This is a genomic window from Psychrobacillus sp. FSL K6-2836 (assembly GCF_038003085.1).
Lineage (GTDB): Bacteria > Bacillota > Bacilli > Bacillales_A > Planococcaceae > Psychrobacillus.
The window spans coordinates 405218-432200 of sequence record NZ_JBBOOM010000001.1; the positions used below are offsets into that span (position 1 = coordinate 405218).

Here is a 26983-nt window from a genome sequence, read left to right on the forward strand (position 1 = left end):
GCAGCTTCCTCCTACATAACTCGTTTAAACATTTTCTCAATCTCATACGTCGAAAAATGCACGATTACTGGTCTACCATGTGGACAGGTTAATGGATGCTGTGCATTTTTTAAGCTTTCCAACAGTTGCTCCATATCCCTCATCGTTAAATAATGATTCGCTTTGATGGATAGCTTACAGCTCATCATAATAGCTGCATCTTCTCTGAGTTTTTTAATATCTGTTTTACGGTTATTCAACACCTGTTCTATTAGTCCTTCAATAATCTTGGTCTCCTGTCCCTTAGGGAACCATGTAGGATAATCTCTAACAACAAAGCTAGAAGAACCAAACTCTTCTAAAAATATTCCCACATCATTTAATTCATTCAATGATTCTTTAATACGGTATGCCTCGTCTAAAGAATAGTGAAAAGTTAGTGGCAGTAAAAGTGATTGTCTCTCATTTGCATTTACTTCCCCTATCTTTTCCTTGTAAAACTCATATTTTACACGCTCCTGTGCAGCATGCTGGTCGATCAAATAAAACCCATCATCACTTTGAGCAACAATGTAAGTACCATGAATTTGTCCTACTACATGTAAATCAGGAAATGGCTTTTTATCCTCCACATATTCGATTGGTTGAATATCGAAATCTGCCAAAGACTCTACCTCTTCATATACGATACTAGGCTGTTCCTTAGGGGGATTATGAGTTTGTTCGGATGCAACATTATCATTAACTGATGTAATTGGATCCTTTTGTGTTGGCTCATATGTTTGTTTAAAGAAGTCAAATTGCACACTTGGCTGCTTTTTAACTACCGGCTTTTCCATAATCTCTGGTGGTTTTTGCACACGATGCATAATCGAACGTATTGTGAGCCGAACTAATTCCATTAGCTCTTTTTCCTTACTGAGTCGAATTTGATGCTTAGCAGGATGAACGTTGACGTCCGTCAGTATCGGATCCATTTCAATGTTTAAGACGACAATTGGATATCTACCTATCGGTAACAATGTATGGTAGCTATCTACTATCGCGTTATTTATGCCATAGTGTTTAACCCAGCGGCCGTTCACTAAAACCGTTATATAGTTTTTAGATGCTCGCGTTATTTCTGGTAATGTTCCAAAACCAGAAATATGAAAATCAGACGATTCCTTGTCGAATGCAACCATTTTTTTCACGTTAGAGATTCCATAAATAGAAGCTAGAACCTGTTTCAAGTCTCCTCTTCCACTTGTCTGCACAATGGTTTGCTGATTATGTGTAAGCTTAAACGCAATACCTGGATAACTAATCGCTAAGCGGTTGATCAAATCAATGGAGTGTCCTAGCTCCGTTTGGATTGTTTTCAAATATTTTAAGCGAGCTGGTGTATTGTAAAATAACTGACTTATGATAATATCGGTTCCTCTACGAATAGGAGCTGGGGTATTCGATAATACTTTCCCACCTTCTAGCTCTACTTTTGTCCCCATATCTTCACCATTTGATGTCCATAAGCTAATTTTGGATACAGAGGCAATACTAGCTAGTGCCTCTCCTCGAAAACCTAATGAACGAATTCTGAAAAGGTCATGCTCTGTAGTTATTTTAGAGGTCGCATGTCGGGAGAAGGATTTTACTGCATCCTCCTCGTCCATTCCCTTCCCATTGTCGGTCACTTGGATTTTAGACAGTCCTGCTTCTTCCAGGGTGATTTCAATAGAGGTACTTTCTGCATCTATTGCATTTTCCACCAATTCTTTCACAACTGAAGCTGGTCGTTCCACTACTTCACCAGCTGCTATTTTGTTGGAAAGGAGTTCGTTCATAACAATGATTTGTCCCATTTTCATTCACCTACTTCCCGTGTTATTCTAACTCGTTTTGTAGTTCGTACAATAGTTGTAATGCTTCTAAAGGAGTTGTACCTGATATATTGATTTTCTTCAATTTTTTCATTATCTTATCGGACGATTTGTTTTCTTGGACAACAATTGTTTCTTTACGTACTTTTGGTTGTTCATCAAAGAACGATAATTGTGTTTCACTAACTTTAGCAGCACTTTCATCCATTTCCTCCTGATGTTCGAAGGTCTCTAAAATTTCACGTGCTCTCGTAATAATTTGCTCAGGTAGTTGAGCCAACTCTGCTACATGGATACCGTAACTTTTATCCGCTGGACCGTCTTTGAGCTTGTGTAAAAAGACAACCTTTCCGTCTTTTTCAGTTGCTGACACATGTACATTTCGAAGCTTTGGTAGCGAGTCCTCTAAATCTGTCAGCTCATGATAATGAGTAGAAAATAGCGTATTTGCACCTATATTTTCATGGATATATTCCATCATCGCCTGAGCTAAGCTCATGCCATCATATGTAGAAGTACCACGCCCAATTTCATCAAACAAAAGCAAGCTTTTACTTGTTGCATTCATAATCGCATTTTGTGATTCCATCATTTCAATCATGAAAGTACTTTGCCCACCTGCCAAATCATCTGCTGCTCCTATGCGTGTAAATATTTTATCGACAATTGGTAGCTTCGCGGATTCAGCAGGTACATAGCAGCCAATTTGAGCCATCACAGTCGTAATTGCTATTTGGCGCATAAAAGTACTTTTACCTGACATATTAGGCCCGGTGATCAAGAGCATATTAATATCTTCCGTAAGTACACAGTCATTAGGTACATATAGCTGGTTGTTCATCATTTTTTCAACAACGGGATGTCTTCCTTCTTTAATAATCATTGCGTTAGATTCATGGAAAACAGGTTTCGTTAAACGGTGGTTCTCTGCTACTTGAGCAAATGAGATAAAAACATCTAGCTCACTAATTTGTTTCGCTAATTTTTGAACGAGCGGAATATATGCTTTAATATCTTCTCTAACTTGTGTAAATAATTCATATTCCAAAACTAGGCTTTCATCTTCTGCTGATAAAATAAGCGATTCTTTTTCTTTAAGTTCGTCTGTAATATATCGTTCTGCGTTCGCAAGCGTTTGTTTACGCACATATCTAGACTCATCTGCGAGATGAATATTAGATTTTGTTAGCTCGATATAGTAGCCAAAGATTCGGTTATATCCTATTTTTAGGTTTTTAGCACCTGTAATTTCTCTTTCCTTTTGCTCAAGCTCTGCAATCCACTTTTTACCGTTAACGGAGGCATCACGAAGTTGGTCCAGACGGTCGTGGAACCCGTTGTTAATCACTCCACCATCTTTAACGGAAATCGGAGGGTTTTCACTAATTGCTTCTTGTAACTTTCTCCAAATATCTTCACAATCCTCTAATGCAGTCCCAAGTTTTTGCAATACTGGATCTTCCGATTCAACGAGTAGCTGTTTAATAATAGGAACCTTAGAAAGGGATTGTCTTAACTGGGCAAGGTCTCTCCCTCCAGCACTACCAAATCCAATTCTACCTACAAGTCGTTCCAGGTCATATACTTCCTTAAAAGCTTCTTTAATTTCTTCACGAAGCATAAAGTCATTCAGAAAACTCGTTACAATTTCTTGACGTATTTCGATCGATTGTTTGTTCGCAAGCGGCTGATGAATCCATTGCTTTAACTTTCGTCCACCCATCGCTGTCACTGTTTCATCTAACAACCATAATAATGTACCTTTTTGGTCGCCACTTCGAATAGATGAAATAAGCTCTAAATTTCGTTTGGAATGATAGTCCATTGCTAAAAAGGATTCTCTCTGCTGAAAAGTAAAGGGCTGAATATGTAAAAGAGATTGTTTTTGCGTTTTTTGAATGTATTGTAATAATCGTTTCACCGTCTGATGCGTTTGATCGGGATGGTTCGGAACGTATTTATAAGTTTCTTCATCTGATAATTCTTCTTTTTCAATCGAAACCGTGAAATCATGAATACCAGATAAATCATTGATCAATACATACATTTGTTCACTGACGATCAATTCTTTTGCCTGGATTGCAAGTAACTCCTGTACAACCTCTTTTTCATCACCAGAAAGAATGGTCGTAAATCCAACACCCGTCGATACATCTAAATAAGCAAAAGCTACTTCATTTGCGGCAAGCAAATCAGCGGAAGCAATAAAGTAGTTTGACTTCGTTTGCATGGCTTTTCCTTCTATTATAGTGCCCGGTGTCACAAGACGAACAACCTCTCTTTTTACGACACCCTTCGCATGCTTTGGATCTTCCACTTGTTCGCAAATAGCTACTTTATAACCCTTACTAATAAGTGTTTCGACGTATCCTTGGGCAGAATGATGAGGAACGCCACACATCGGAATACCGTCCTTTCTACTAGTTAGCGTAATTTCTAAAATAGCAGCAGCTTTAATAGCATCCTCATGAAATAATTCATAAAAATCACCTAAACGAAAAAATAAAAACGCATCTATGTAGTCTTCTTTAATTTTTAAGTATTGTTGCATCATTGGTGTTTGTGTAGTCATTTAAATCCTTCTCTCTTCTTTACTAATATAATGATTATACCAAAAAAACTATGAAAAAAGAGGCAGATGACCTTAATAAGAAAAGCGGAAGAACCTATTAGTTTCGTGTTAAAAAATTGAACCCTGAATAAGTCGCCTAATTCAGGGTTCATTTTACGCTTACTTTTTAATTTGATTTTTATTAAATGCTTCTTTGTCAGCACGTTTGAAATCTTTTGGATATATAACTTCTTGCATCGAAGACAATCCATTATCTTTTATATTGAACTTCTCATGTGGTTGCTTACGTTCCTTCATAGTGAACACTCCTCTCGTTTTTATCTTTATTAGTTTTTCCTTTGTAACGAGAGATATTCAGTTTGTTATTTATTATATTCAAAACAAAAAAAAGCCGGAAGTAATAGCCGGCTTGTTAAAGTGACGAAGAATCATCAGCTTCTTTGGAGGAACCTGTGGATCCTGAAGAGTTTGATGAGTTTGATGACGAGCTAGAAGAGCTTTCTTCCCCATATGCCCATTCTTCTTCAAATTCTGCTTCATGTACTTGAATACATATAGTTGTTTCACCAACAACCTCGACAAGTATCTCTCTTTCTACTGTTACCTGGAACTGTGTACCTCCCGAAATAATAATTGCCTCAGTACAATTCGGTTGCTGTAGCACACGAACATGTACTTCTTCCCCAGTAGTGTCTTTATCTCGGTAATGTAGTTTAATACGATCTTTATAATTGATCGTTTCTGTAAATACGGACGTTTTGGAATGATCATGATGTGCATACCAAACGTTAATATCAAATTTCCCAGTTACTTCAACATATCTTCCGTGTTTTTTAGACGAACATGTGTGATTAATAACCCAGCATCCTAAAATACTAGACGGTGTATTTGGTGGACGAAGCACTTCACAGGATTCCGTTCTCTTTTTACCTTTAGCAACAACAGCTTTCGTCACAATATGGCGCATGTGTTTCATTTTTTTCCTCCTTGTAATCAAGTCATAACATCATATGCGCCCAACGCCCAATCGGTTCATCAAGTTACAAATGTTGTGTAGACTTAAGTGGAAAAAATAATAACTAATGCACTTTTTGTCACATGAGGTGACTTACTATTCTTACATTTGGCCAGATAGTTAGCCAGTTTTTGTTTTGTACTCGGTGTTCGTAAATTTTTAGTAGATCATTATTTTTAGCAAAACGAGGGACTGGATTCACACTCATCTGCAGGATATCATCTATTCCATGTGGAGCTACGAGAACAATTTTATTCTGCTCATCCAATTTAACCCCTATAGCAGTCACCGTTTCCGGAAAATTAGCTATTCCATCCACGGAAGATTTATAAGGAGGCAGGTTGTTTAGCTTATGCATTCTAGCCTGGTTTTTTACAGACCATGGGATATTAGGCAGCAAACACCGTAGCTGATCCTCCCACTTTTTCTCCTCAGACTCCTCCTTATTGTTGGGATCAAAATAAATCACATCGATATCCGCTAATGGGGTTCTTTCTATATATTCATGTAATGTATCCCAAATCTTAGAGCGGAGAAACCCAGCACAGATCCACCAATCTGGAAGTTCTAACTGCCGGGCCGTTTTTAGTATCTCCATCATCCATTTATCTTCTTGTATTAAGGTTTGTATATCTTCTTTTGTTTGAATGACCACTTAATTCTCTCCTCTTCATCCTCTCGCAAACATTAATTTCCAACCTAGAAAATTACTTATTAGCAATAAAACTGCATATACTGGCAAACCATTCGGAATGATTAAAACGACAGCGTGTATTGCTGCCATTAATCCTACTATTAACATACTACCAAAAACTTTAACAAACGCATTAGTTTGTGTATGCTCATGTGAGCTAATAAAAGGGAACTTCCCCTTATTAAAAATCCCATAAGATACTAATGTTAACAAAATGGCAGCTAGAAGGACGACTACTAGGTCCAAAAGAATTCGAAAAGAAAATATCCAGAAAAATATTACACCTAGCATTGTTAAAATTGGTACGAAATAATTCACAATGCTTGCCTTTAGAGCTGCACTATATACAATCGATTTATTTTTAATAGGAGCTGCGTAGAATATCCATTGCCCTTTATAGTTACCAGAGTACTCCAGCATTTGAACAACGGATGGAATCATAATTAACGCAAAATATATGACCATAAAAGAATTTCCACTTCTCATGTCCTCAAAAGAACCAGTGCTTAACGTGTTGAATAAAAAGATAAAAGGAAAAATAATCGAAAAACCTAATATCGGAAATATTTTAAGTTTTAATTCCCTTTCTTCTTTTAACATAAGAGAAGCAAATTTGTAAAAGGTACGCTCCTCTTTAGTTCTACATAAAATTCTTGCCCAAACACCCTGTAGCAAATGATTTTTCTTCTTCGTTCTATTTGTATCACTTTGTAATTTAGATAGATTTCGCTCAAAAGACGGCATAAGGCGAATATATATCGCAATCGCAATAATTGGCGCTAAAATAGCGAGCAAAGATAGAATAATAATATGCAAGGAATTATCTCTATTTAAGATCAATTCAAAAGGAGCTGCAAACCAAAAAGGTGGCAGTAACGTATGCCACCAAGCAAAGGTATACGTAATTTCAATATTAACTATTTGAAACACTCGCCCAACTAATTGATAACTTACCGCCATTCCAATCGCTAAAAAAATTTGCACATAGTTAATAATATCCTTTAGCATTTCACCACTAAAGAAGCGAAGGATAAACAAATAAACAAAGGCCGTCAATACTACAGCCAAACTACTAATAAATACTATTTCTATGAAAAACAATAGTGCAAATATAATTCCAAATTTAAATATGCTTACAATTAGAGGAATGATTACAAACGAACCAGTTAAAAGAACCATATAAATCATAATATGAGTAATCTTCGCTGCATTTAGAGTCTTTCCACTAATAGGTTTTGGATGAAGGATATTTTTATCCCTTATATCAAGTAAAACAGCGGAAAAGTCAGAAACCATCGAAGTCATTAAAATGATAAACAACGAGCTAAACATGATAGTAAGAGAGAAAAGAAACTCATTACCTAAAAATAGAAAAGGAACTAAAAAGAGAATGCCAAATAACCCATACATCCATAAGGATTTAAGAAACTGGTTCCCTTCTTTTTTTACATTGGAACCACTAAAGATTGCTGGCATCCTTCTGCTATCCATCGTCAGCTTCAGCTGTAAAATCAAACGCATCACATCATAGTCTATATCCAACTTTTGAAAAATTGGCCTAAAACGATCTAAAACTCTAAGTGATGCAAAATCATTCATAGTCGTTGCCTCCACGAACTAAATTCACAAATCTCTCTGCAATTTCCGCATGCTCATTAAAACCAGTCAACTGATTGAAGATATCTTCTAAGGATCCTTCCTGGTTTTGCATTTTCAGTTCTTCAAAAGTTCCATCTGCCACTACCTGACCACCTACTAATAATACAATTCGGTTGCTGATTTTCTCTACAACATCCATAATATGAGAAGAATAAAAAATGGTCTTCCCTTGCTGCGCAAGCTTAGCAAGTATCTCTTTTATAACCATCACACTGTTCGCATCTAAACCACTAAGCGGTTCATCGAAAAACAATAAATCCGGATCGTGTAACAAACTCGAAATGATTAATACCTTCTGCTTCATCCCTTTTGAAAAAGAGGAAATTCGTTGATGAAATACAGCATCTAAACCAAATTCCTTCATCAATCCGAAAGCCTTTTTCTCCGCTTCCTCACTACTTAATCCGTAAAGCTCCCCTGTGAAGGAAAGATATTCGAATGCGGTAAGATTTTCATAAAGCTCGGCTGTCTCTGGCACATAGCCAATCCGCTTTTTATAGGAAAAATCTCCTTTGAGAATATTTTCACCAAAGATTTCTATAAGTCCCGTATAGCCATCTATAAGTCCAAGCATCAACTTTACAGTTGTACTTTTGCCAGCTCCATTTGGCCCAATATATCCAATAATTTGACCTTCATATACATCTAGATTAACACCATTCAGCACTTGTTTATTTCCAAAGCTTTTAGATACACCCACTAAAGATAATACTTTCTTTACAGTCATTTTAATCCCCCTATGTATAAATCATTCTCGAATTGTAAATATTTACATATCTATTTTATCATATCAATACTCTTAATATTCCATTATTTTATTATAGAAATATCTTTCTACATCTATCTATTGAACTTCGAGGACAAAGGGTGTAGCATTTTCTAAAGCTAGACTACATAATCTCGTAAGGAGAGAATTTACTTGTTAACTAATAATGAAACGAATAAAAAAACAATTGTTCTATTAATAATTGGAATTATTTTCATATCCACTACACTACGTGCACCGCTTACCGCTGTAGGACCAATTATTTCGTACATTCGAGATGGATTAGACATTTCGAATGTTTTAGCAGGATTTATCACTACGATTCCACTTTTAGCATTTGCAATCGTCTCTCCTTTTGTCCCAAAGATTGCACGACGTTACGGGATGGAAATGACACTCTTTCTGGCAATACTATTATTGGCAGTCGGGATTGTTATTCGCTCAATTGGAACATCATCCTTCCTGCTATTAGGCACTGCTTTAATAGGAGTTGCGATAGCTTTTGGTAATGTATTACTTCCAAGCTTCATAAAGCTGAAATTTCCTTTACAGATTGGTCTAATGACGGGAGTATTTACCGTTTCCATGAACTTGTCTGCCGGTATTGGCGCAGGTATCAGCTTTCCAATAGCAGATGGGACTGCATATGGTTGGCAAGGTGCACTCGGTTTTTGGGCAATTCTTGCGATAATCGCATGTATCATTTGGTTACCTCAGATCAAGAAAAAACAAATAGTTGTCGCAAGTCCTACAACTAATGCGGAAAAAGCTAAATCTATTTTAAGATCACCTTTAACTTGGACTATCACTTTATGTATGGGGCTACAATCGCTCATTTTTTATACAACTGCCGCATGGATTCCTGAAATTCTCCAAACACAAGGAATGGATGCAGAAAAGTCTGGTTGGATGCTTTCCATTATGCAATTTGCTCAGCTTCCAATGACTTTCCTTATCCCAATTCTTGCAGGGCGACTGAAGGATCAGCGAATACTTGTTTTGTTCTTTACGATTTTCTATCTAATTGGTTTCACCGGATTATTATTTGGAGATATTTCTCTTACACTACTTTGGATGATTGCACTTGGTTTAGGTGGAGGTGCATCTTTCGGTCTTGTGATGATGTTCTTCTCACTGCGATCTCGCACTCCTATGGAAGCAGCTGATTTATCAGGGGTTGCTCAGTCAATCGGATATTTACTCGCAGCAGTTGGTCCAGTATTCTTCGGATTTATCCACGATGAAACGGGCAGCTGGCATACACCAATGATATTATTTATGGTCACGGTCGCTCTCCTATTTTTTGCTGGCATGCATGCAGGAAGAGATAGATATGTTTCGGAGGAAGTTTAACAAGAATTGAAGACATGTAAAAAAGAAGCATGAAATCATGCTTCTTTTTTAATACGGTGATGGTTGATAGGAATAATTCGGCGTTACTTTTTCATTATTATATGGCTTATGAAAAATATGCGTGGTAGCAGGTGACATTGGTGGAATAAGCCATGTCCAATTACCTGTGACGTTACGACCTGCATCCTTTTCAATTTCTTCAAACTTCTTAAATTGCTGCGCTGCAGTATGATGATCTACAATACTAACACCGTCTTTTTTATAGGAATATAACACAGCTGCATTTAGTTCCAATAGAGCTCGGTCTTTCCAAAGAGAAGCATTAGATTTTGTATTTAATCCCATACATCTTGCAACTGCAGGTAACATATTGTAGCGATATTCATCTGCCAGATTGCGTGCACCAATTTCCGTACCCATATACCATCCATTAAACGGAGCAGTAGCGTAAGTAATACCTCCAATTTCTAACTTCATACTTGAAATCATCGGAACTGCATACCATTTCAATTGTAAGTCCTCAAACCAGTCATATTCCGGATGACGAATCGGCACCTCCAAAATATATTGCTCAGGAATATCAAATAGTTTCGGCGGATGATTCTTTACTTGAATGACTAGTGGCAGTACATCAAAATTGGTTCTCTTCCCTTTCCAACCAAGCTCCTCACATTTTTTCGTAAAATCTATAGAATCGGAATCCCCAATAATCCAATCTTCCGTTTCATAGCCCGCATATCTGATTAGCTGATGATTCCAAATGCGTATATCCTTTTGTGAAAATATTGTAATGGTCGGCCTAATCCGACCTTCATTTGTCGCAAACTGCATATGCGCAAGGAGCGCTTCAAATATAGCGTCCTCAGTATGTATATCTCGTTTATCGAAAACAGTAAGGCTTTGCCAAAACAAGCGTCCGATGCATTTATTGCTATTACGCCATGCCACCTTGGCTCCGAATTCTAACTCTTCTGTGGTATGTTCGTAGCTACCTACTGTATTAATCTGATTTTCTATTTCTATTAACCGCGTGAACATCTCTTGTTCCGCTTTGCCAGTTTCATTATAAAAAAGGCGAATAAAATCTTGTGCCTCCTCTAACATAATCGCAGCACCTCCCCTATCACTCCATCTTAGTAGAATGGAGCAGACACAGACAAGTGCCAGAACTAGGTTAGTTGTGAGGAATTTATGACAGAAAAAATTTGTATCAGAACAATAGCTTTATACGTAACCATCTGAGTTATGTTAAAATTTAGGTAACATTGAATATTCTGGTTCATCTACTTCGACTTTTGAAAATTTGCTCGAAGTTAAAGGAACCTTTAAGATTGGAAGAACGAGATATAGTTGTCTATGTCTCTTTTTTATAAATCTTATATAGTAGTTTTTACGCATGTCTATAGATACAGTTAACTTCACTAATTACTAAGCAAAATTTTAAGGGGGATTTACCATGAAAAGGATTTCAGTAATTTTACTTTCTGCAACATTGCTATTGGGTGTTTCTACGATTTCACCAACCACGACAGACGCAGCATCAAAAACATTCGCAAACTGCAAGGAGTTAAATAAAACATATAAAGGTGGAGTCTCTAAAGCCGCAAATATAAAAAATAAAGGCGGAAAAACAAAATATACTCCATTTGTATCAAAGGAAATTTATGAAGCTAACATTAAAAGCGACCGTGATAAAGATGGCATTGCATGTGAGAGATAATTATAAGACAGGAACTTAAGAATAGATTATTAATAATTTTAATAAATATTCTTGGCCAGGTTCCATTTTCTACTTTTTTATATACCAATAAAATAACCTTGAAAGGCATTTAGCCAATCAAGGTTATTATTCTTTTCCCTTTTTAAGATGCTGATTGCCTCGTTTATGAGTTATCTGCTAAACCAAAAATTTTAGGTATATACTAATACCCTTCTATATAGTATATTTATAATTATGAACATTAGAGCAACAATTGTTTATGTTTTCCTTAATTCGGTCTTGTAGCTCAGTTGGGAGAGCACCACCTCGACAAGGTGGGGGTCGCTGGTTCGAGACCAGTCGGGACCATCATTTGCATAATCCTGTAAACGTTGATATAACAACGTTTACGGGTTTTTTCTTTCGGAACAATTCCTTTACTAAACCTCGGATTTTTGCAAATGCTCACGGATTGCTCACGAGATTTTTTCCAGTGCTTTTTCAAAAACATCTGCTAAATCATTACCTTCATCTGGAACGAGGTGAGCATATGTTTCTAAGGTTATTTTAGCATTAGCGTGTCCCAAACGTTTTGACACCTTCACAACATCAACACCCTTAGAAATTAAAATGGATGCGTGTGTGTGACGGAAATCGTGGAATCGAATATGGGTTACGTTTGAAGTGGTAATCAGCCTTTTCAACGCTCGTAACACATTTCGAGGATCTTGTTTTGATCCTGTTTCCGTACATATCACAAGGTCTTCATCCAGATATTGTTCACTAAGTTGCTCTTTCCAAATTTCTTGTTGTTTTCGGTATTTAACTAACTCATTCACAACCATATCCGAAATTGGAACGATTCGATTGGATTTCCGAGTCTTAGTTGACGTTAAAATATAACCTTTTTTTGGAATATATGCTAACGAACGTTGAACACGAATCATTTTATTTACCAAATCAATATCGCTCCATTTTAACCCTAAAATCTCGCCTCGTCTCAATCCTGTATAAATCGCAAGTAAGAAAGTTAAATGATGTCTTTCCCCTTTACAGTGTTCAAGAAACGTATTGATTTCATCATAAGACCAAATTTTCATCTCTTCTTTTGTCACAGCAGGTGGATCAGCATCAATCACTGGATTGTATTTGATTCTTTTCCATTTAACTGCTTGATTGAATGCTTGATTTAGTATTTGATGCATTTTACGAATATAACTAGAACTATACTCTTCATCAATTTTAAGGTTATAAAAAGCATCAATATCTTCTGTCGTAATTTTTGATAAAGGTTTATCAGCAAATGGATTTTCTCTTATTAAGTGTTTATTAATTAGTGATTGGATATTAGCTGCCGTGGTTTCTTTAATTCGTTTTTCATAGTGAGATGTAAACCAACTTTCAATAAAAGAGGAAAAAATTTCTTTACTTGGTTCTATATATCCTTGTACATCAATTTCATTAAGCACTTTGTTAAGAGCTGCTTGTGCATCTTTTTGGCGTTTAAAACCATCTTGTGTTTTTTGTTTACGTTTACCAGTAAAAGGATCTCTTCCTATATCCACTACGTAACCCCATGTCCCTCTCTTTTTTACGCTGCCTCTCATTATTCTTCCTAACCTCCATTTAATATTGTGTATCAATAAAGGTAAGCAAGTGATCTAATTTCATTTTGACCACTTACTTCCTATTTTATAAGCCGCATACCTGTTGCTGTGAAAGCCAGTTAAAAAATTTATCCTTCAAAACTCGTTTACTTCGACCAATACGGATTAATGGAAATGAAGTCTGTTCCATTAGTTCATAAGCAGTTGGTTTGGAAATCATCAAAATTTCAGCTATATGTTCGGCGTTCAAAATCATTGGATAATCTTCAACATTTTTGTGCATATTTACATGTCACTCCCCTCGGAAAAGAAAAACCGCAGTAGAACATAACCACCAAAATAAATTAAGTGGTTATATTCCCTGCGGTTTTCGCTTGTTAATGGAATTAAATATTAAACTTTAAAGATTATATCTTATTATTTTTGATATTCTAAGTTCTTTTTTAATTTTTTTAAAAGAAATTTTTAACTAAGAGTTGATTGCCCTAGATATGCTTTAATTTCAGGACTAGTTACATCATGTCGCCCGTAAGGTGAAAGAGTGTAATATCTTTAACGATGGGTGCAGAGAGTGCGGTATATCAAGGTTTTACTGAATATAAGGTGTACCATCTTTAACGCTAATTTACCGTTTTTCACTGGATTGCGTTAGCAAATTTAGAACTATAACAATTAGACTTAAAAGCATGAAAGCTTTAGATTGTGGCTTCAATTCAATATATAAATAATAAATTAAAGAGACAATTTGAGGACATTCGTTATCTAATGAAGAAACAAGAAAAACTTCTTGAGGAAATTAATGAAGTAATATATGAAAAGGATACCTACGTATTGAATTTAGAGACGACTGTTAGGAAACTAATTGAGCATGGTCTTTCAAAAGATGGAATTCTTGAAATTACTGGCACCACTCCTGAGAGATATGAGAAAATTGTTGCTGAAAAGAAAACATATATATACTTAAAAGAAGGTGAAGCGGAGGAATATGAACGACTCCTTCGGGAGATCCGCAATTCTAATGATATATATGATCTAATAAACCCACTCAAGGAACAGCAGCGAATCAATTTCATACTCAAGGTATTGCTTCGATGATGGCCTCACTAAATCCAAGAACAGTGACAACTATGAAGAGCTTATCCTAAATTACATTGATCGAACACAGGTAAGGATCATGATGCTAAAAAAGCATATTCCTCTTTAGTCCGTTGGTTTGGCAATGAAATATAAAGAATGCGGGAGAAAGAGCTTATAAAGATTCCTGAGTAAAAGTATTTATCTATTTAACCTATATTGGGTAACTTAAACAGGGTTAGTGTAATCTGAATGTCAAAAATAAGACACCTTTGTTTCAAAAGGTGTCTTATTTTTTTAATGTTATCCAGTGTGATTCCCTTTGTGATATAACGCCATCCACTTAATTATAAATACTTAGTTAGTATTTTTATACAGCCTTAATTAAATACCGGAACCTTATATTTGTTTAAATATAATATAATTCTCCTGAAGTGGAAGGTGATTTTGTAGCATATATAACACATTCCCATGAAAATCATTTACATTAACTATGACTTCAAATATAACCGGAACATAATCCCACATGTCCATCAACGTTTCAATATTATTTTCCAAACCTACCATTGCGAAATTTTGTACTCTTGGAGCCGCTATGGAAAGTATGTTTATATATCCTTTCAAAGTATCTATTGGTATATCCCAAGAACGAAACCCCTCATGAACCGTTTTATTCCTTAACTCCCTAATTTGTGTTAATTGATTTTCTGTTTTTTTTCTAATTGAGTCATATTCAAAATGATTTTTTAAAGATTTGATTTTTTCAGTAGATATGTATAATCCAATTCTTCCTAACGGAAAACCAAATGCCTGCATTATTTTCCCTGTTATATCTTCTTCTCCAACCTTAGCTAAACATTCTATTGAAAACCATAAAAATAAACATTTAAGATGAGGATCTACCTCATTTCTACTTCTCCTTAGCCAATGATATGACCTCTGAATTGCTAATTTCAATTCTGATTCATTTACTGCAAATAAGTACTGAGTACGATTTATTTTCGGTATAAACCTATCCATTACTTGGAACATAGGATACCGTCCAATTGAATTTCCCTTTAACCTTGTGCTAGTTTTTCCAGTATCTATATTCTTTATAAATCCTGATTTAAATAAAAGCACCTCACCCAAAGTAACTTCCGCATTTTGACAATCTAATACTTGTTGAAATTTTATCTCAGCTAAATAATCAGCTTCATGCACATTTCTTGCGTTTACAATGGTGGTGATTATAGGAGCTATATTTAAATTAATTTCCTCACCGAAACTATCGATTGATTCTTTTATTAGTGCTACTTCATTAGGAAATAGTAAAGCAAAGCTTCTCACTTCAGTATCCCCATATCCAATTGAACTTGGTACTACTAAACCCTTGTCGCTAAGTAAACGACAAATTAAATAATCACTCATTTTGTTTTTCCCCAATCAAACTTAATGTTGTACAAAGCTCTAGCAAAATAATAGAACGGATACGATTTGAATCACGTGGTGAAGCGTTTAACAAAAGTTCCCGTCCAAAATTATGCTTGATTAATATATTTAAAATTTTTATATCCTTTGTTTCAATAAGTGCTTCATAAATAATATTTAAGGTAAAGGAATCTAAATTATTATGTTTATTTAACTGCCGAACTATAGTTAATATATTATTTTTTCTACCAAAAGCAATAAAATGGATAATTAAAGCACGTAAATGTACAACCTCATCTACTTTTAATTGAGTTAATTGTTCAAGTGCATATTTTGATGTATAAAAATCACCTCTTTTAGAGGCAATATATTGCAAATTCACCCATGCCTTCATATCGTTTTGATTACTTTTTAGGTGTTTTTTCAAAAAGTAATCAGCCTCCAGCAATCGATCTATTAGATGATAGAATTCTGATTTATGATACAAATTTTTAAGTTTGTTAGAATTAAATATTTCTTCTATTACTTCTTTTGGCCTATTATATACCAAAAGACTATTGAATAGTTTTTGAAACCTTGTTTCACTATTGTGAGTTAAATATTTTTTCAATCTTTTTTTTAGTTGATTATCCAAAGGTCATTACCTTCCCATAGAGATGCATTTTTTTCAAATTAAGGTACTAATTAAAGAAATGTTGTCTTTATCATACAAATAAATTAGTCTATCCATTTCACCAAAACTCTCATTGATTATTTATAAGTCCTCTTAATACATAAGAGTGCGATAATGGGGTATTTTCGCACTCTCCAAAAATAATACTGGTTTCTTTTTGATTCATCACACAAACTAAAACTGCTTTTAGATTATAAAAACACATCATATATTAAGTGCTTCTCCACTGAAATCGCTGGATAACCCTACCTAGAATAAAGCAAATCTTAAAAGTTCTTGTCTACATACTAGTTCTAAACAATTTTGTTGGTAGAGGCATTGGTACTAATATATTATAATTTATTACTGTAATATAGATAACGATGATGGAATATTTAATACATCCTCTTTAAAAAAGTCTTTTATACTAATAAATACTGGAGGTATTTGAGAACTTCCCTCTGATATTAAGGCACTATTAACTTCTTCTACATATTTGAAGGATAAAAGTGTTTTTTTAGATTCGATAAATGAAATAAATTCATTTTTATTTTTATTTGCTTGATTAGTTTTACAAAATATAAAATGTGAATCTCCTTTAAGATTAGTAAACATTGAATCTTCATTTAATTCATATTCATCAAATGCAATATCCCCATAATCCTTTTTATATTCTTCTATAACAGATTCTATTACCTTTTTATATATTTTGGGATCTAAAACATCTTCAATCCTAGTAACCGTATATGCTGCACTTGGGTTAAAATTATCAAAACTCATCAAATCTAACCTATTACTACTAGTATTTATTTGAAGTCGTTTCAATTGAATATTTCCAGACGGATCTTTCCCTAAATCTGAGTTATTAATTAAATTCGAATCTGTGTCTGTTAGACAAAGAACTTTTTTTACACTGTTGGCTCTCTTATCAATTTTCAGTGGCATTACTAATAGATTATAGATATTTCTTACATTATTAATTCCTCCAACTGGCAGAATTCTAACCTTATTAGTATCTAATAAGGTCTCTAAGTACCTTTTATCGGTTCCTCCTTCGCATAAAATTAAATGTTTGGAGGATTCCTTCCTAATGTATGTTGAGAGACTTATTGCCAAATCATAAATACTTTTAAGTGTAATCTCATCTGGGAAGTACTCTTGATTATCAAGATAATTATAGAAGTCAAAAGTTGAAAATTTATTCTTATAACTCGAATCTTCAGTTTCAGATAAATGTAAAAGAGTTCCATTTTCTATTACTGGTAGAATACCGTACCAATGTGTTGTTACCATAACCTGATTTCCAAAATCATTGGCAAGCCTTTCCAATCTTTCGAATTGATCAAAACAATTTGTAAGATCTTGTGAAACTTCTGGTTCATCAATTGCTAATATTACATTTCTACCATTAGCTTCTGCTTCTTTTCCTCTATTTTTGAGAAATGCATATATTATATCAATCATTGCTCTGCGTTGTTCACCAGAACTCAATTCTTCAATCTCTTTTTGGGAACTTTTTAAAGTTCTCTTAGAAAAATATCCTTCCAAAATATTATCTACTATATCTGAGGCTGTTAAATTTTGCTTTCTATTTCTTATTGCTTTAAATTCGTAATCTGGGTTCACTAATTTAATAATGTTATTTATATCCTCAATAAATACATTTAATTGACCATTTACATGGTCTATAAAAGATTGATTCTTATCATCTACTCTCAATTTCTCCTTTAAGAGTTCTTCAATCTTTGATATAACGTTTTGATTCATTACTTTTTGCATTTGTATATTCTCAATTCTAAGCGTTAACCGTGCCTGCTGTTCTACAGGAATATAAATATAGTTATAGTAATTTTCAATGACATTATTAACTTGATCTAATGTTATTTCTCCAAATTCTTTTACTATAGATGAGAAAGGTTTACTAGTACCCTTAGAATCAACGTTTCTTCCTATCACTAATAAATAATGTGTATTAGAATATCTCCGTTTAAGTTCGTCAATTTCTTTAAAGAATTCCTTTATATATGGTCTTCTTGTAGCGCCTTTGAATGTCTCATTTGCCTCTTCCCAAAGATACTTACTAACCTTTTCTAATCCAGTTATTATATCTTGAGATTTTGATTTAAACTCAGGAGAGCTTTTCAACCATTGTTCTATTGAGTTTTTTTCTATAAGGAATACAGGAGAGATAAACATGTCTTCTTTATTTTTACTATTTCTATTAGAATTCCATACTCCTTGTTTAAAATAGCAATTTAAGGCTTCTAAAATCGCACTTTTTCCAGTTCCGTTTTTACCTACAATTGTTGTGAATTTATATTTATCATTTTTACATAAATGTATATATGCAGTTTGTCCGTAAGATTTAAAACCGTTAATAAATACACCCAAAATCATTACATCACCAGATCCTTATTCATATTTTTATGTCGATATTTTTTAGGGCAAATATTCAAATGAATTTAAGAATGTGGTTCTCCATCCTTCATAAGTTGAATTTTATAAATCCATTGTGTTATTAATAAAATTCCAAGCGCAATAAACTTCGGCTAAAATAATACGATTTAATACTTTTTAAGCTATGAATATTTTTTCTACTAGGATGAAGTGGTCGTTTTTTATTAGAAATAAATTTAAGAAATTTTTTTCTGCCATAGTTGAACACATAAAGTGAATTTTCCTTATTTCGCTTTTCTATAATCTTAATTACAGCTTTCACACGTTCGTTATGTAATTTAGCAGGTAGCCCTTTCGGAACATCTCCCCATGCAAAAATTATTTTATCTGCACTTTTTATTGCTTTAGAGATTGCTGCTTCATTTTGATTAATTATCTGCAAGTTATTCTTTTTTTGAACCAAATCACCTAATTTTTTAGAGTCGGGTTCATAGAATGGAAATAAGTTTAATATATAAATTGTTTGAGAGATTGTACTCAAAGCATGAATTACTTTGTTGACAGTATCATCTGAATAATTAGCATCCGCTGCACTAGGATTCATCATTATTACTACCGTGTTTTGATTATTTGATTGAAGGTTATTATCAAACTTTAAAAGATTTCTATAGTATGTTTTCTTTATTGGAATCATTTCAGAAACTTTCACATACGATGGGTATTCTTTAGCCATATAATCCCTCCTTCTTTGTAATAATTTCTTTTGTAACTAAATATAGTCAATCAAGGGTGTAGCAATCATTTGTTTAAGATATCTTCTTATATCACGTGCATTATTTATAGCAGATAAGTGTTGTTTTAATAAATCTGGAATTTTAATTGTTGAAATAATTTCAATTTCTTCTATTGAATATTTAGCGATTTCTTCGTTATAAATTTTATCAATCAATTGTTCTTTTACCTCATTTGAAAATTGTTGAAAACTTATAAAAGCATCAAATCGAGAGAATATTGCTTCTCCTAGATTTTTTCTGATATCAGGCTCTGATACATAATTTGAAGTACATAGAATTACTGCATTTTTTAAGTTGACATTATAATATTTATCTTCATAGATTCCCTCATCAAATAACTGATAAAAGGCACTAAAGAAAACCTTGTTACACTTATCAAATTCATCTAATAAAATAATATTTGATTCTCTATCTATTAAATCTTTCGCAAATGAATTAGTTCTATCTCCGAATATATAGCTGTAAAAACTATCGTTATGAAACATAGAAAATTGTTTTCTTAAAAGCTTATTATCTTGGTTAATAGCTTGATTTATGAATTGTGCAGTTTCGGTTTTACCTACTCCGGGAGGACCGTACAGCATAATTATTTTTGGTTTAGAGTCATGATTATTTGTTAAATCATAAAGTGCTGTAAGAATCTCTATTTTCACTTGAGATTGACCTAGTATTTTTTTATCAAAATTTCCTTTGATCTCTTTAAGAGCATCTTTAGTTGTCTTTGGGTAGGATGAAAACTGAATCGAAAGTTCAAAATGATCATTATAAATATGGATTTGATCATAGATACGGGTAGGTGGATTATGAAGGTAAATTTCTGTATACCCTAAATAATTTTGGTAAATCAAAATACTGATGATAAATCTTTCGATAAATGCATCTGTTACTCCACCATATTCTTCAGTAGTAACCGTTAGAGAATTATAAGTACCAATTAATTCATCTTCAATTGGATTAGAGCGCCTAGCATCACTCCATCTGACCATCTCTGAAAGACTTATAGTATCTTCAGTTGGAATTTTCGAGTTAAATTCTTTCATTGGTCCGTAGATAATATTAATTTTCATATTGAATTTCACCTATCCCAGCTAAAATAACATCATATAGTTTTAACTTTGTATTTGCACCAGATTGGATGGAAGAATTATTCCCCATAATAGCGTGTATATTCAATGATTCAATGGAAGGAGAATCACCTGAAAGTTCATTCTGCATAATAAGTTCTTCTTTATTACAATCACCAACCTCTATTGCAATAAAGGTTAAGTTCATTTTGGGTAAGTCGGTTAACATGTATGCATTTTTAAAAGCATTAATGTTAAAACGAAGAACTATTTCCGTTTGATTTTTATAAGCAACCATTTCATAGTATCCTTTAGCTGCTGTAAGAATTTCATCAATATTTTGTAGGTCAAGATCTCTAAGTTCGTCTATTGCTTCTGAACCTTCTCTAAAAATTTTCATATAAGGTGCATACATCTTCATAAATGCAAAAGAATCTTTTAGAGCTGTAACTTTATATCCTTCAAGTATCTCAATTGTTTTGTTCCCCACTAATTTTTCTTTCAAAGTAACAAAATCAGTTAAAATTGTATTTGTGACTGTTTTAGTGGCCAGTGTATCTTTGCTATGAGAAACATTAGCACTTACTTTTGTATTGAATGCTGCTTTAACGATATTTAAAAATCCAGTACTTGCTCCAGCTGAAAGATCTCCACCTGCTTCACCCTTCAGACTAACTGTCCCATTGCTCTCGTCAATTGAGGAAATTTGTCCTCCATATTCAATTAGCAGAATATCTGTTGCTGAACCTTCATCAAAATATATTATTTTACGCATTTATTAAAACTCCCTTTCTATATTTAATTGTGGTGAAAATAATAGCTAACTACTTTCTAGAAGTATACATCATGGATCGATCACAATATTATTTTTCAGGTATTAACCACTACTACTACTACTACTACTACTACTTAACTAAATGAATTTAAAAACACTATTCCAGTAAATAAAGATAATATTACGAATAATGCTTGATTATATTAAAACATTGCCTTCATGAATAGGATACTAAGGCTCGATGGAAGAGCATTTAATTTATTTAACCATCGCTATACCGCTTATAACAAACGTTTAGGTTCCCCCCCCCTTTACAGCTTCCCTAGTGATCAGATTCTAGCGTAACTTCTCCGAAATTTTCCCCCTCGAATACAATATCCTCCATTAGAACTGAGCAACTTAAAACTAATTTACGAATATTTAAATTAAAGAGAGAAATCTATATATTTCGGAAAAGGAAAATAGTAACATAAGTAATGTACTTATTATAGTATTATTTTCCTTTTGGATTTTCCACATTTAAAGTTAGGTAATTATTTTTACAAAGGAGGACGACATGAGTAAGGGCATTGATATTAATATATGGAAATTCCTGATTAATCGACTAGACGAAAAGCAAAAAAAAGAAATACTCACAAGAAAAAATGTAAGAATAGGAAATATCCAAAGCCAATTAATTAACAAAGAAAGTCAATGGAAAATTGTCTTAAACCTGCTGAATAACAGCCTGAATAAGACTAATATTCAAAAAGCTATAGTTGCTTATTATGTTGAGACCCTCATTCCTGATCTAAATAAAGATATGAATAATAAAGCATCGCATTTAGATGCTTTAGATAATATCGAAAAAGGAAAATACGAGGAAAAAATTAAAGAACATGGTTTCTTATATATTCTTTTGTATTTAGTCTCTAAAAATAATTCTAGAGCTAATGAAATAATAAATTTGCAACCAGAAGAAGTTATTAAAGAAATAGTCATCGACACCAATCAAGTCGAACTTGCCAAAGCATTAGAAGAAATTAGGGATCTAAAAAAAGAAATTAGTATTATAACAAAAGCCCACAAAGGCCTGCAAAAAAAGTTTGATACTCTAGAAACAAAATACAATCATATGACTATTCAATATACAAATGAAATTAAAAAAATGGAAGATAGTTATATTAAAGATATGGAGGAATCTTCAGATGTTTTAGATTTAGAGAGGATAGAATTTAAAGCAAAATTACTTTTACTAAATGAAAAAAATACCATTCTTCAAAATCAATTAGTAGAATTGCAAAAAGATAAGAATGAAAAAACAGAAATAAATAATATACTTGAAAAAAATGTCTTGTCAAGTGTAATAGAAAATAAAAGAAAGAAAGTTAGAGTTTTGGTTTTTGGAGATTTACCTTTGAACGCACAGAAAACTGATACTCACGAATTTGAATATTTCAATAAAGATATTTCTACATATATGTTTAATGAAGATTACGAAGAATATTGGTGTGTCGAAGATAAACTATCAGCTAAAGAAAAAAGACAATTACAAAGAAACCCCAATAGCAATAAAGTAAATATTGATAAAAAAAATTACAGTAAATTAGTCCATTAATTTAATAAGGAGAATTGATACAAAGTGTATATTCAGACAGAAAACAAAATTTTCGGTAATTATTATTTAGGAAGATTAGCAAGTCCTGGAGAAATGAAAAGTGGTCAAGATCCATTATACGATGGGGCGAGTGGATTTAAGGTAAATATTAAAATCTTATCAAAGGTTCCGGACCGCATAGAGACCGAATTGAATCGATTAGGAAACGTAGTAAAAGCACTTGATACTCGGTTGCGTAGTGGATATAAATATGCACATTCTGAATATAGAAATTCGTCAAAACAAGAGAAAAGAAAACAGTTATATCAAGATTTTAGTAAGTCTATAGTAATTTTTAAGCTTGAGTATAATGATGGATACTATAATGTTATTAATCCGGTCTTTACTACAAAAGATAAGGATTTTTCACCTGAACAAGAGTTCGATACAATTCCTTACTTTAAAGTTTCCGATGTAAATCAGTTTATTGATTTATTAAAAAGTGGTGCTAAGATTACTGAGTTACGTGAGTATATTGATAACACAAGGTTTGATGCATTAATGTTCGAAGACTCATTTATTCCTCCCTACGTTATTTTACAAGAAAGTGAAGAAAAGGTTTTTGCATATGGCCCTCTAAATGATATTAATAATGACGATAGTCCCGTTTCCTTTTCCTTTTCTTTTTCGGACGAGGCAAACAAAATTATTATTGAAGATGACGACTTTTTGTATAGTAATTACAGCAATGTAGAAAGCAATGAAGAAAATTTGGAAAAGTTGACTTGTTTCTTTATAGAAAAACATGCATCAAATCCTATTAGGGAGACATTAAGAAAAAATGAAAAAAAACTATCTGACGAAAAGAAAAAGGATGAAATACTTTTAAATAATAATATTCAAGAAAAAACTAATAATCACTTAGAAAAAGTTCAGGGAGAAGCTGAACAAGTTGAGCAAAAGATTTTATTTAATTTTAAAATGATTGCAGAGAGTCATGGTTTATTTTATACGGATGAAGATCTTTACAATTTTCACACCTCTATGAAAACTGGAAATTTAGTGATTTTAGCTGGAATGAGTGGAACTGGAAAATCTAAAATTGTAAACTGTTATGCAGAAGCTCTAGGATTAGCAGATAGAGGAAATTATAAAAAGATTCCAGTTAGACCATTTTGGCAAGATGATAGTGATTTATTAGGTTATTTAGATGTTTTAAATAATATTTACCGACCTGGCGATTCTGGTTTAATTGATTTTCTCATCAAAGCTAATAAAGACGAAAACAAAGATCAACTCCATATTGTTTGTTTTGACGAGATGAATTTGGCTCGTGTAGAGCATTATTTTTCTCAATTTCTTTCAGTATTAGAAGAAGTTAGCGAAGATCAGCGAAGAATTACCTTATACAACAAAGATTATCAAAATCGCTTATACAATTCTAGAGAATACTCTGACACTGTTAAAATAGCTGATAATGTCCTATTTGTAGGAACTGTAAATTTAGATGAATCAACATATCATTTTTCAGACAAAGTATTAGATAGGGCTAATGTAATTCATCTCAAACTTCGAAAGTTTAAAGAAGTTGCACAATCAGCTGAAAAATCAAATGTTGCTGATAGTATTGGCTCAGCAGCTTTTACGAAAACACAATTTTTTGGTACACGCCCGTCTTCTATAGAGGAAAATAAATTTCTCTTACAGGACAGTGAATTAGATTTCCTATGGGACGTTCATGAACTTTTACAAAGTGCAAATAACCAGTTAGGAATTGGTTTTAGAATAGTTAGACAAATAGATCATTATTTACAATGTTTACCTAGTAACAATGAACTTACGCGTGAAAAAGCAATCGATCTCCAAATTCTTCAACGTATACTTACAAAAATACGTGGAGGTGAGGATCAACTCTCATTTATTGTAGGTGTATATGATGGAAGTTCTAACCAAGTTATAGACAGCTCTCTAATTCGTTTGTTTGATCAATATAGTGAGATTTCAAATTTTGATGATTCAAGATTAAGAATACTTAATTTAGCCAAGGAGTTACAAGTTTATGGACATACCATTTAAATTTAAAATTCAAGAAAAAATTAAAAGCAGCTTTGTAAATGAATTTCAAGATGAAATGGTAGACTACAGCGAATATTTTTTTACAACTAAAATGATGAATACTGTTTCAGAAGATTTAATGATTCCTATTACCGAAAACAGAGATATTATAATGGAATTTAATTCTTCCGAAAATAATGCACGTATATATATGGATACCTTAGACTATTACCAAAATTCTATATGTAAAGAAGATGATAATGGAAATATTTATATTGAAGAATCTTTTGAACCTATTATTCTTTATAAAAACTCTTCTACTAATAGTTCAAATACAGACTATTATCCGTTTGTTCCTGGTACTTACCAGATATATGTTACATGTGGTTCTGAAAAATACTATGCCTATATCAAGGTTAATCCAAAACAAATTACAGATGTTGAGTTAGGTATAATGAGAGAAGAAATAGAAGAAATGATTGAGAATTTAGCTCATATGCTAGTGAGTAATGAATCTTCTACTAAAATGGATAAAGAACTAGAAAAAAAAGAATCTATTTCTAGTCAATTACTAATATTGGCGCAAAACTGTAACAAAATAATTCCAATTGTAAATGAAATTAAGCTTACACCTAGATCTAAGGTTATCAATCATTATCAATTAGAAGACAGTTCTAAAGCTAGAATTATTGATCAAGAAACTGTAAAACATCGCTTGAAGCAAATGGATGTAAAGAAAAGATTATTAGTACCTAAGCGATTGATTACTAGAAATCTTCCAGAGAATCAGATTCTAGTAGAAATTGTTAGATATTTAAAAAAAGTGACTCGCACTGCTATTCAATATACAGAACAAATGATTCCGCACATTGAATACGATACAAACAGACTTAGCGGTGGTAAATACCCAAGACCTGAAAATGAACGAACAATTTACCTTAAACAAATTGAATCTCTAAGAGAAAATAGATTAAAAATGAAAAAATTATATAATGCTTTTAACTTTCTACTCCAATCTGATTGGGTCAAAGAAGTAAATGGGACATCCAGTAATGCAGTTGGTCTTCATTTAGACGGTCGATATAGATTTTTACATCAAATTTCACGGGAATTAAAAAACACGAAACAAACAATTCAGTTAAACGCCGACTTTTCATATCGGTGGAAAAGAACGGATAAATTGTATGAAATGTGGGGATTCATAAAATTATTAAAAGCTCTTCAATCTCCAACTTTAAATTTCAAGCCCGTAAAAGGTTGGATTTATGACGACAAAGAAATATTCACCACTTGGCAAGTTCCTTTACTCGAAGAGGGTACAATAATATCACTCCAAGGTGCCGGAAACAAAACCATAAACTTAGTTTACGATAAGCCTATTTCCTATGATAGAAAAACAACAACATTCGATGACCCATTATACTCACGCTTTCCAAATAACAGACCTGATACACGAATTGATTTCTATGAAAATGATATCTATGAAGCAAGTTTTATCATAGACTTTAAATATAGACCAGCGACAGCTATAGGAAATTTGGGAGTTAGTGATTATAATAACGAATGGAAAGCATATAAACAATTACTTCATTACTCTAAATTCGATAGTGAATTTGTGAGTAAATCAAAAGATTATATCGTTCCTGATAAAATCTCACGCAATAAGACACCTATCGCCGGAGTTTGGGTCATCTTTCCAAATTCAATTAATAATAACAAAAGTAATAAAGAAATAATAAAGAAAGACTGGCTGACCAAAGTACCATATAGTCCAGGAGATGACTCAGAAAAGATTGAAAATCTCATCTTTGAAGCATTAAAATATGAATTGTTTATATAGAAAAGAAAAGAAGTTAGTAATATAAGTTTTTCAATTTAATCTTACCAACATTTACAAAGTGGAAATGGTAACATACGAGATGTTGATGTGCATATATATGTAAGGATCTGTTCTAATAACATAGAACAGATCCTTTTTTTGAG

22 protein-coding genes and 1 tRNA gene are annotated in these 26983 nt (G+C 33.0%); 7 read left to right on the plus strand and 16 right to left on the minus strand.

Annotated features, from left to right (window positions below):
• Positions 1–11: 11 nt before the first annotated feature.
• The 7 genes from mutL to MKY37_RS02115 all read right to left on the minus strand — a co-directional run bounded on the left by mutL (position 12) and on the right by MKY37_RS02115 (position 8505).
• Complete coding sequence (mutL, locus tag MKY37_RS02085) at positions 12–1820, minus strand: DNA mismatch repair endonuclease MutL (protein WP_340779822.1); 1809 nt, start codon at positions 1818–1820, stop codon at positions 12–14.
• A gap of 22 nt (positions 1821–1842) precedes the next feature.
• The gene (gene mutS, locus MKY37_RS02090; protein ID WP_340773317.1) at positions 1843–4410 is read right to left on the minus strand and encodes a DNA mismatch repair protein MutS; all 2568 of its coding nucleotides are present in this window, start codon (positions 4408–4410) and stop codon (positions 1843–1845) included.
• A gap of 159 nt (positions 4411–4569) precedes the next feature.
• Entirely contained in the window at positions 4570–4707 is a 138-nt protein-coding gene (locus MKY37_RS02095) for a YfhE family protein (RefSeq protein WP_340773319.1), read from the minus strand.
• Positions 4708–4822: 115 nt separating this feature from the next.
• Positions 4823–5386 carry an outer spore coat protein CotE gene (gene cotE / locus MKY37_RS02100; RefSeq protein WP_340773320.1) on the minus strand — a complete coding sequence of 188 codons (564 nt, stop codon included), beginning with the start codon at positions 5384–5386 and terminating at the stop codon, positions 4823–4825.
• A gap of 118 nt (positions 5387–5504) precedes the next feature.
• Positions 5505–6080 (minus strand): nucleotidyltransferase family protein, encoded by a 576-nt coding sequence (locus MKY37_RS02105; protein ID WP_340773323.1) that lies wholly within the window; start codon positions 6078–6080, stop codon positions 5505–5507.
• 15 nt (positions 6081–6095) lie between these two features.
• The gene (locus MKY37_RS02110; RefSeq protein WP_340773326.1) at positions 6096–7718 is read right to left on the minus strand and encodes a hypothetical protein; all 1623 of its coding nucleotides are present in this window, start codon (positions 7716–7718) and stop codon (positions 6096–6098) included.
• The gene (locus MKY37_RS02115; protein ID WP_340773328.1) at positions 7711–8505 is read right to left on the minus strand and encodes an ABC transporter ATP-binding protein; all 795 of its coding nucleotides are present in this window, start codon (positions 8503–8505) and stop codon (positions 7711–7713) included. Before MKY37_RS02115 ends, MKY37_RS02110 begins: the two co-directional genes overlap by 8 nt.
• Before the next feature lie 192 nt (positions 8506–8697).
• Between MKY37_RS02115 and MKY37_RS02120 the strand changes: the two genes are divergently transcribed.
• Positions 8698–9897, plus strand: a complete 1200-nt coding sequence (locus MKY37_RS02120; RefSeq protein ID WP_340773330.1) for a CynX/NimT family MFS transporter — start codon at positions 8698–8700, stop codon at positions 9895–9897.
• Positions 9898–9945: 48 nt separating this feature from the next.
• Here MKY37_RS02120 and MKY37_RS02125 read toward each other — a convergent pair whose 3' ends face one another.
• Positions 9946–11001 (minus strand): nitric oxide synthase oxygenase, encoded by a 1056-nt coding sequence (locus MKY37_RS02125; protein WP_340773332.1) that lies wholly within the window; start codon positions 10999–11001, stop codon positions 9946–9948.
• 352 nt (positions 11002–11353) lie between these two features.
• Between MKY37_RS02125 and MKY37_RS02130 the strand changes: the two genes are divergently transcribed.
• Together MKY37_RS02130 and MKY37_RS02135 are read left to right on the plus strand one after the other, a co-directional pair.
• Positions 11354–11617 carry an excalibur calcium-binding domain-containing protein gene (locus MKY37_RS02130; protein WP_340773333.1) on the plus strand — a complete coding sequence of 88 codons (264 nt, stop codon included), beginning with the start codon at positions 11354–11356 and terminating at the stop codon, positions 11615–11617.
• Between the two features lie 275 nt (positions 11618–11892).
• Positions 11893–11965, plus strand: a tRNA-Val gene (locus MKY37_RS02135).
• A gap of 107 nt (positions 11966–12072) precedes the next feature.
• Here MKY37_RS02135 and MKY37_RS02140 read toward each other — a convergent pair.
• Both MKY37_RS02140 and MKY37_RS02145 read right to left on the minus strand, forming a co-directional pair.
• Positions 12073–13203, minus strand: a complete 1131-nt coding sequence (locus MKY37_RS02140) for a site-specific integrase (RefSeq protein ID WP_340773334.1) — start codon at positions 13201–13203, stop codon at positions 12073–12075.
• Positions 13204–13288: 85 nt separating this feature from the next.
• Positions 13289–13486: a helix-turn-helix domain-containing protein gene (locus tag MKY37_RS02145; RefSeq protein WP_340773336.1), complete on the minus strand. Its 198-nt coding sequence runs from the start codon at positions 13484–13486 to the stop codon at positions 13289–13291.
• A gap of 482 nt (positions 13487–13968) precedes the next feature.
• Between MKY37_RS02145 and MKY37_RS02150 the strand changes: the two genes are divergently transcribed.
• The gene (locus tag MKY37_RS02150) at positions 13969–14298 is read left to right on the plus strand and encodes a hypothetical protein (RefSeq protein WP_340773337.1); all 330 of its coding nucleotides are present in this window, start codon (positions 13969–13971) and stop codon (positions 14296–14298) included.
• A 378-nt stretch (positions 14299–14676) separates the two neighbouring features.
• Here MKY37_RS02150 and MKY37_RS02155 read toward each other — a convergent pair whose 3' ends face one another.
• The 6 genes from MKY37_RS02155 to MKY37_RS02180 form a co-directional block, all read right to left on the minus strand.
• On the minus strand, positions 14677–15687 hold the full coding sequence (locus tag MKY37_RS02155; RefSeq protein WP_340773338.1) for a hypothetical protein: 1011 nt from the start codon (positions 15685–15687) through the stop codon (positions 14677–14679).
• Positions 15680–16321: a hypothetical protein gene (locus MKY37_RS02160; RefSeq protein ID WP_340773339.1), complete on the minus strand. Its 642-nt coding sequence runs from the start codon at positions 16319–16321 to the stop codon at positions 15680–15682. The genes MKY37_RS02155 and MKY37_RS02160 overlap by 8 nt, the downstream gene beginning before the upstream one ends.
• 381 nt (positions 16322–16702) lie before the next feature.
• Positions 16703–18736, minus strand: a complete 2034-nt coding sequence (locus MKY37_RS02165) for an AAA family ATPase (RefSeq protein WP_340773340.1) — start codon at positions 18734–18736, stop codon at positions 16703–16705.
• Between the two features lie 121 nt (positions 18737–18857).
• Positions 18858–19469: a DUF1643 domain-containing protein gene (locus MKY37_RS02170; RefSeq protein ID WP_340773341.1), complete on the minus strand. Its 612-nt coding sequence runs from the start codon at positions 19467–19469 to the stop codon at positions 18858–18860.
• Positions 19470–19505: 36 nt separating this feature from the next.
• Positions 19506–20597 carry an AAA family ATPase gene (locus MKY37_RS02175; protein WP_340773342.1) on the minus strand — a complete coding sequence of 364 codons (1092 nt, stop codon included), beginning with the start codon at positions 20595–20597 and terminating at the stop codon, positions 19506–19508.
• The gene (locus MKY37_RS02180; protein ID WP_340773343.1) at positions 20587–21369 is read right to left on the minus strand and encodes a DUF6414 family protein; all 783 of its coding nucleotides are present in this window, start codon (positions 21367–21369) and stop codon (positions 20587–20589) included. Before MKY37_RS02180 ends, MKY37_RS02175 begins: the two co-directional genes overlap by 11 nt.
• Positions 21370–21925: 556 nt before the next feature.
• Here MKY37_RS02180 and MKY37_RS02185 point away from each other — a divergent pair.
• From MKY37_RS02185 to MKY37_RS02195, 3 genes are read left to right on the plus strand one after another with little or no spacing between them, the layout of a single operon-like run.
• Positions 21926–22966, plus strand: coding sequence for a hypothetical protein (locus tag MKY37_RS02185; protein ID WP_340773344.1), 1041 nt, complete (start codon positions 21926–21928; stop codon positions 22964–22966).
• Positions 22967–22990: 24 nt separating this feature from the next.
• On the plus strand, positions 22991–25021 hold the full coding sequence (locus MKY37_RS02190; RefSeq protein ID WP_340773346.1) for an McrB family protein: 2031 nt from the start codon (positions 22991–22993) through the stop codon (positions 25019–25021).
• On the plus strand, positions 25005–26840 hold the full coding sequence (locus tag MKY37_RS02195) for a nuclease domain-containing protein (RefSeq protein ID WP_340773347.1): 1836 nt from the start codon (positions 25005–25007) through the stop codon (positions 26838–26840). Before MKY37_RS02190 ends, MKY37_RS02195 begins: the two co-directional genes overlap by 17 nt.
• The last annotated feature ends 143 nt before the right edge of the window (positions 26841–26983 follow it).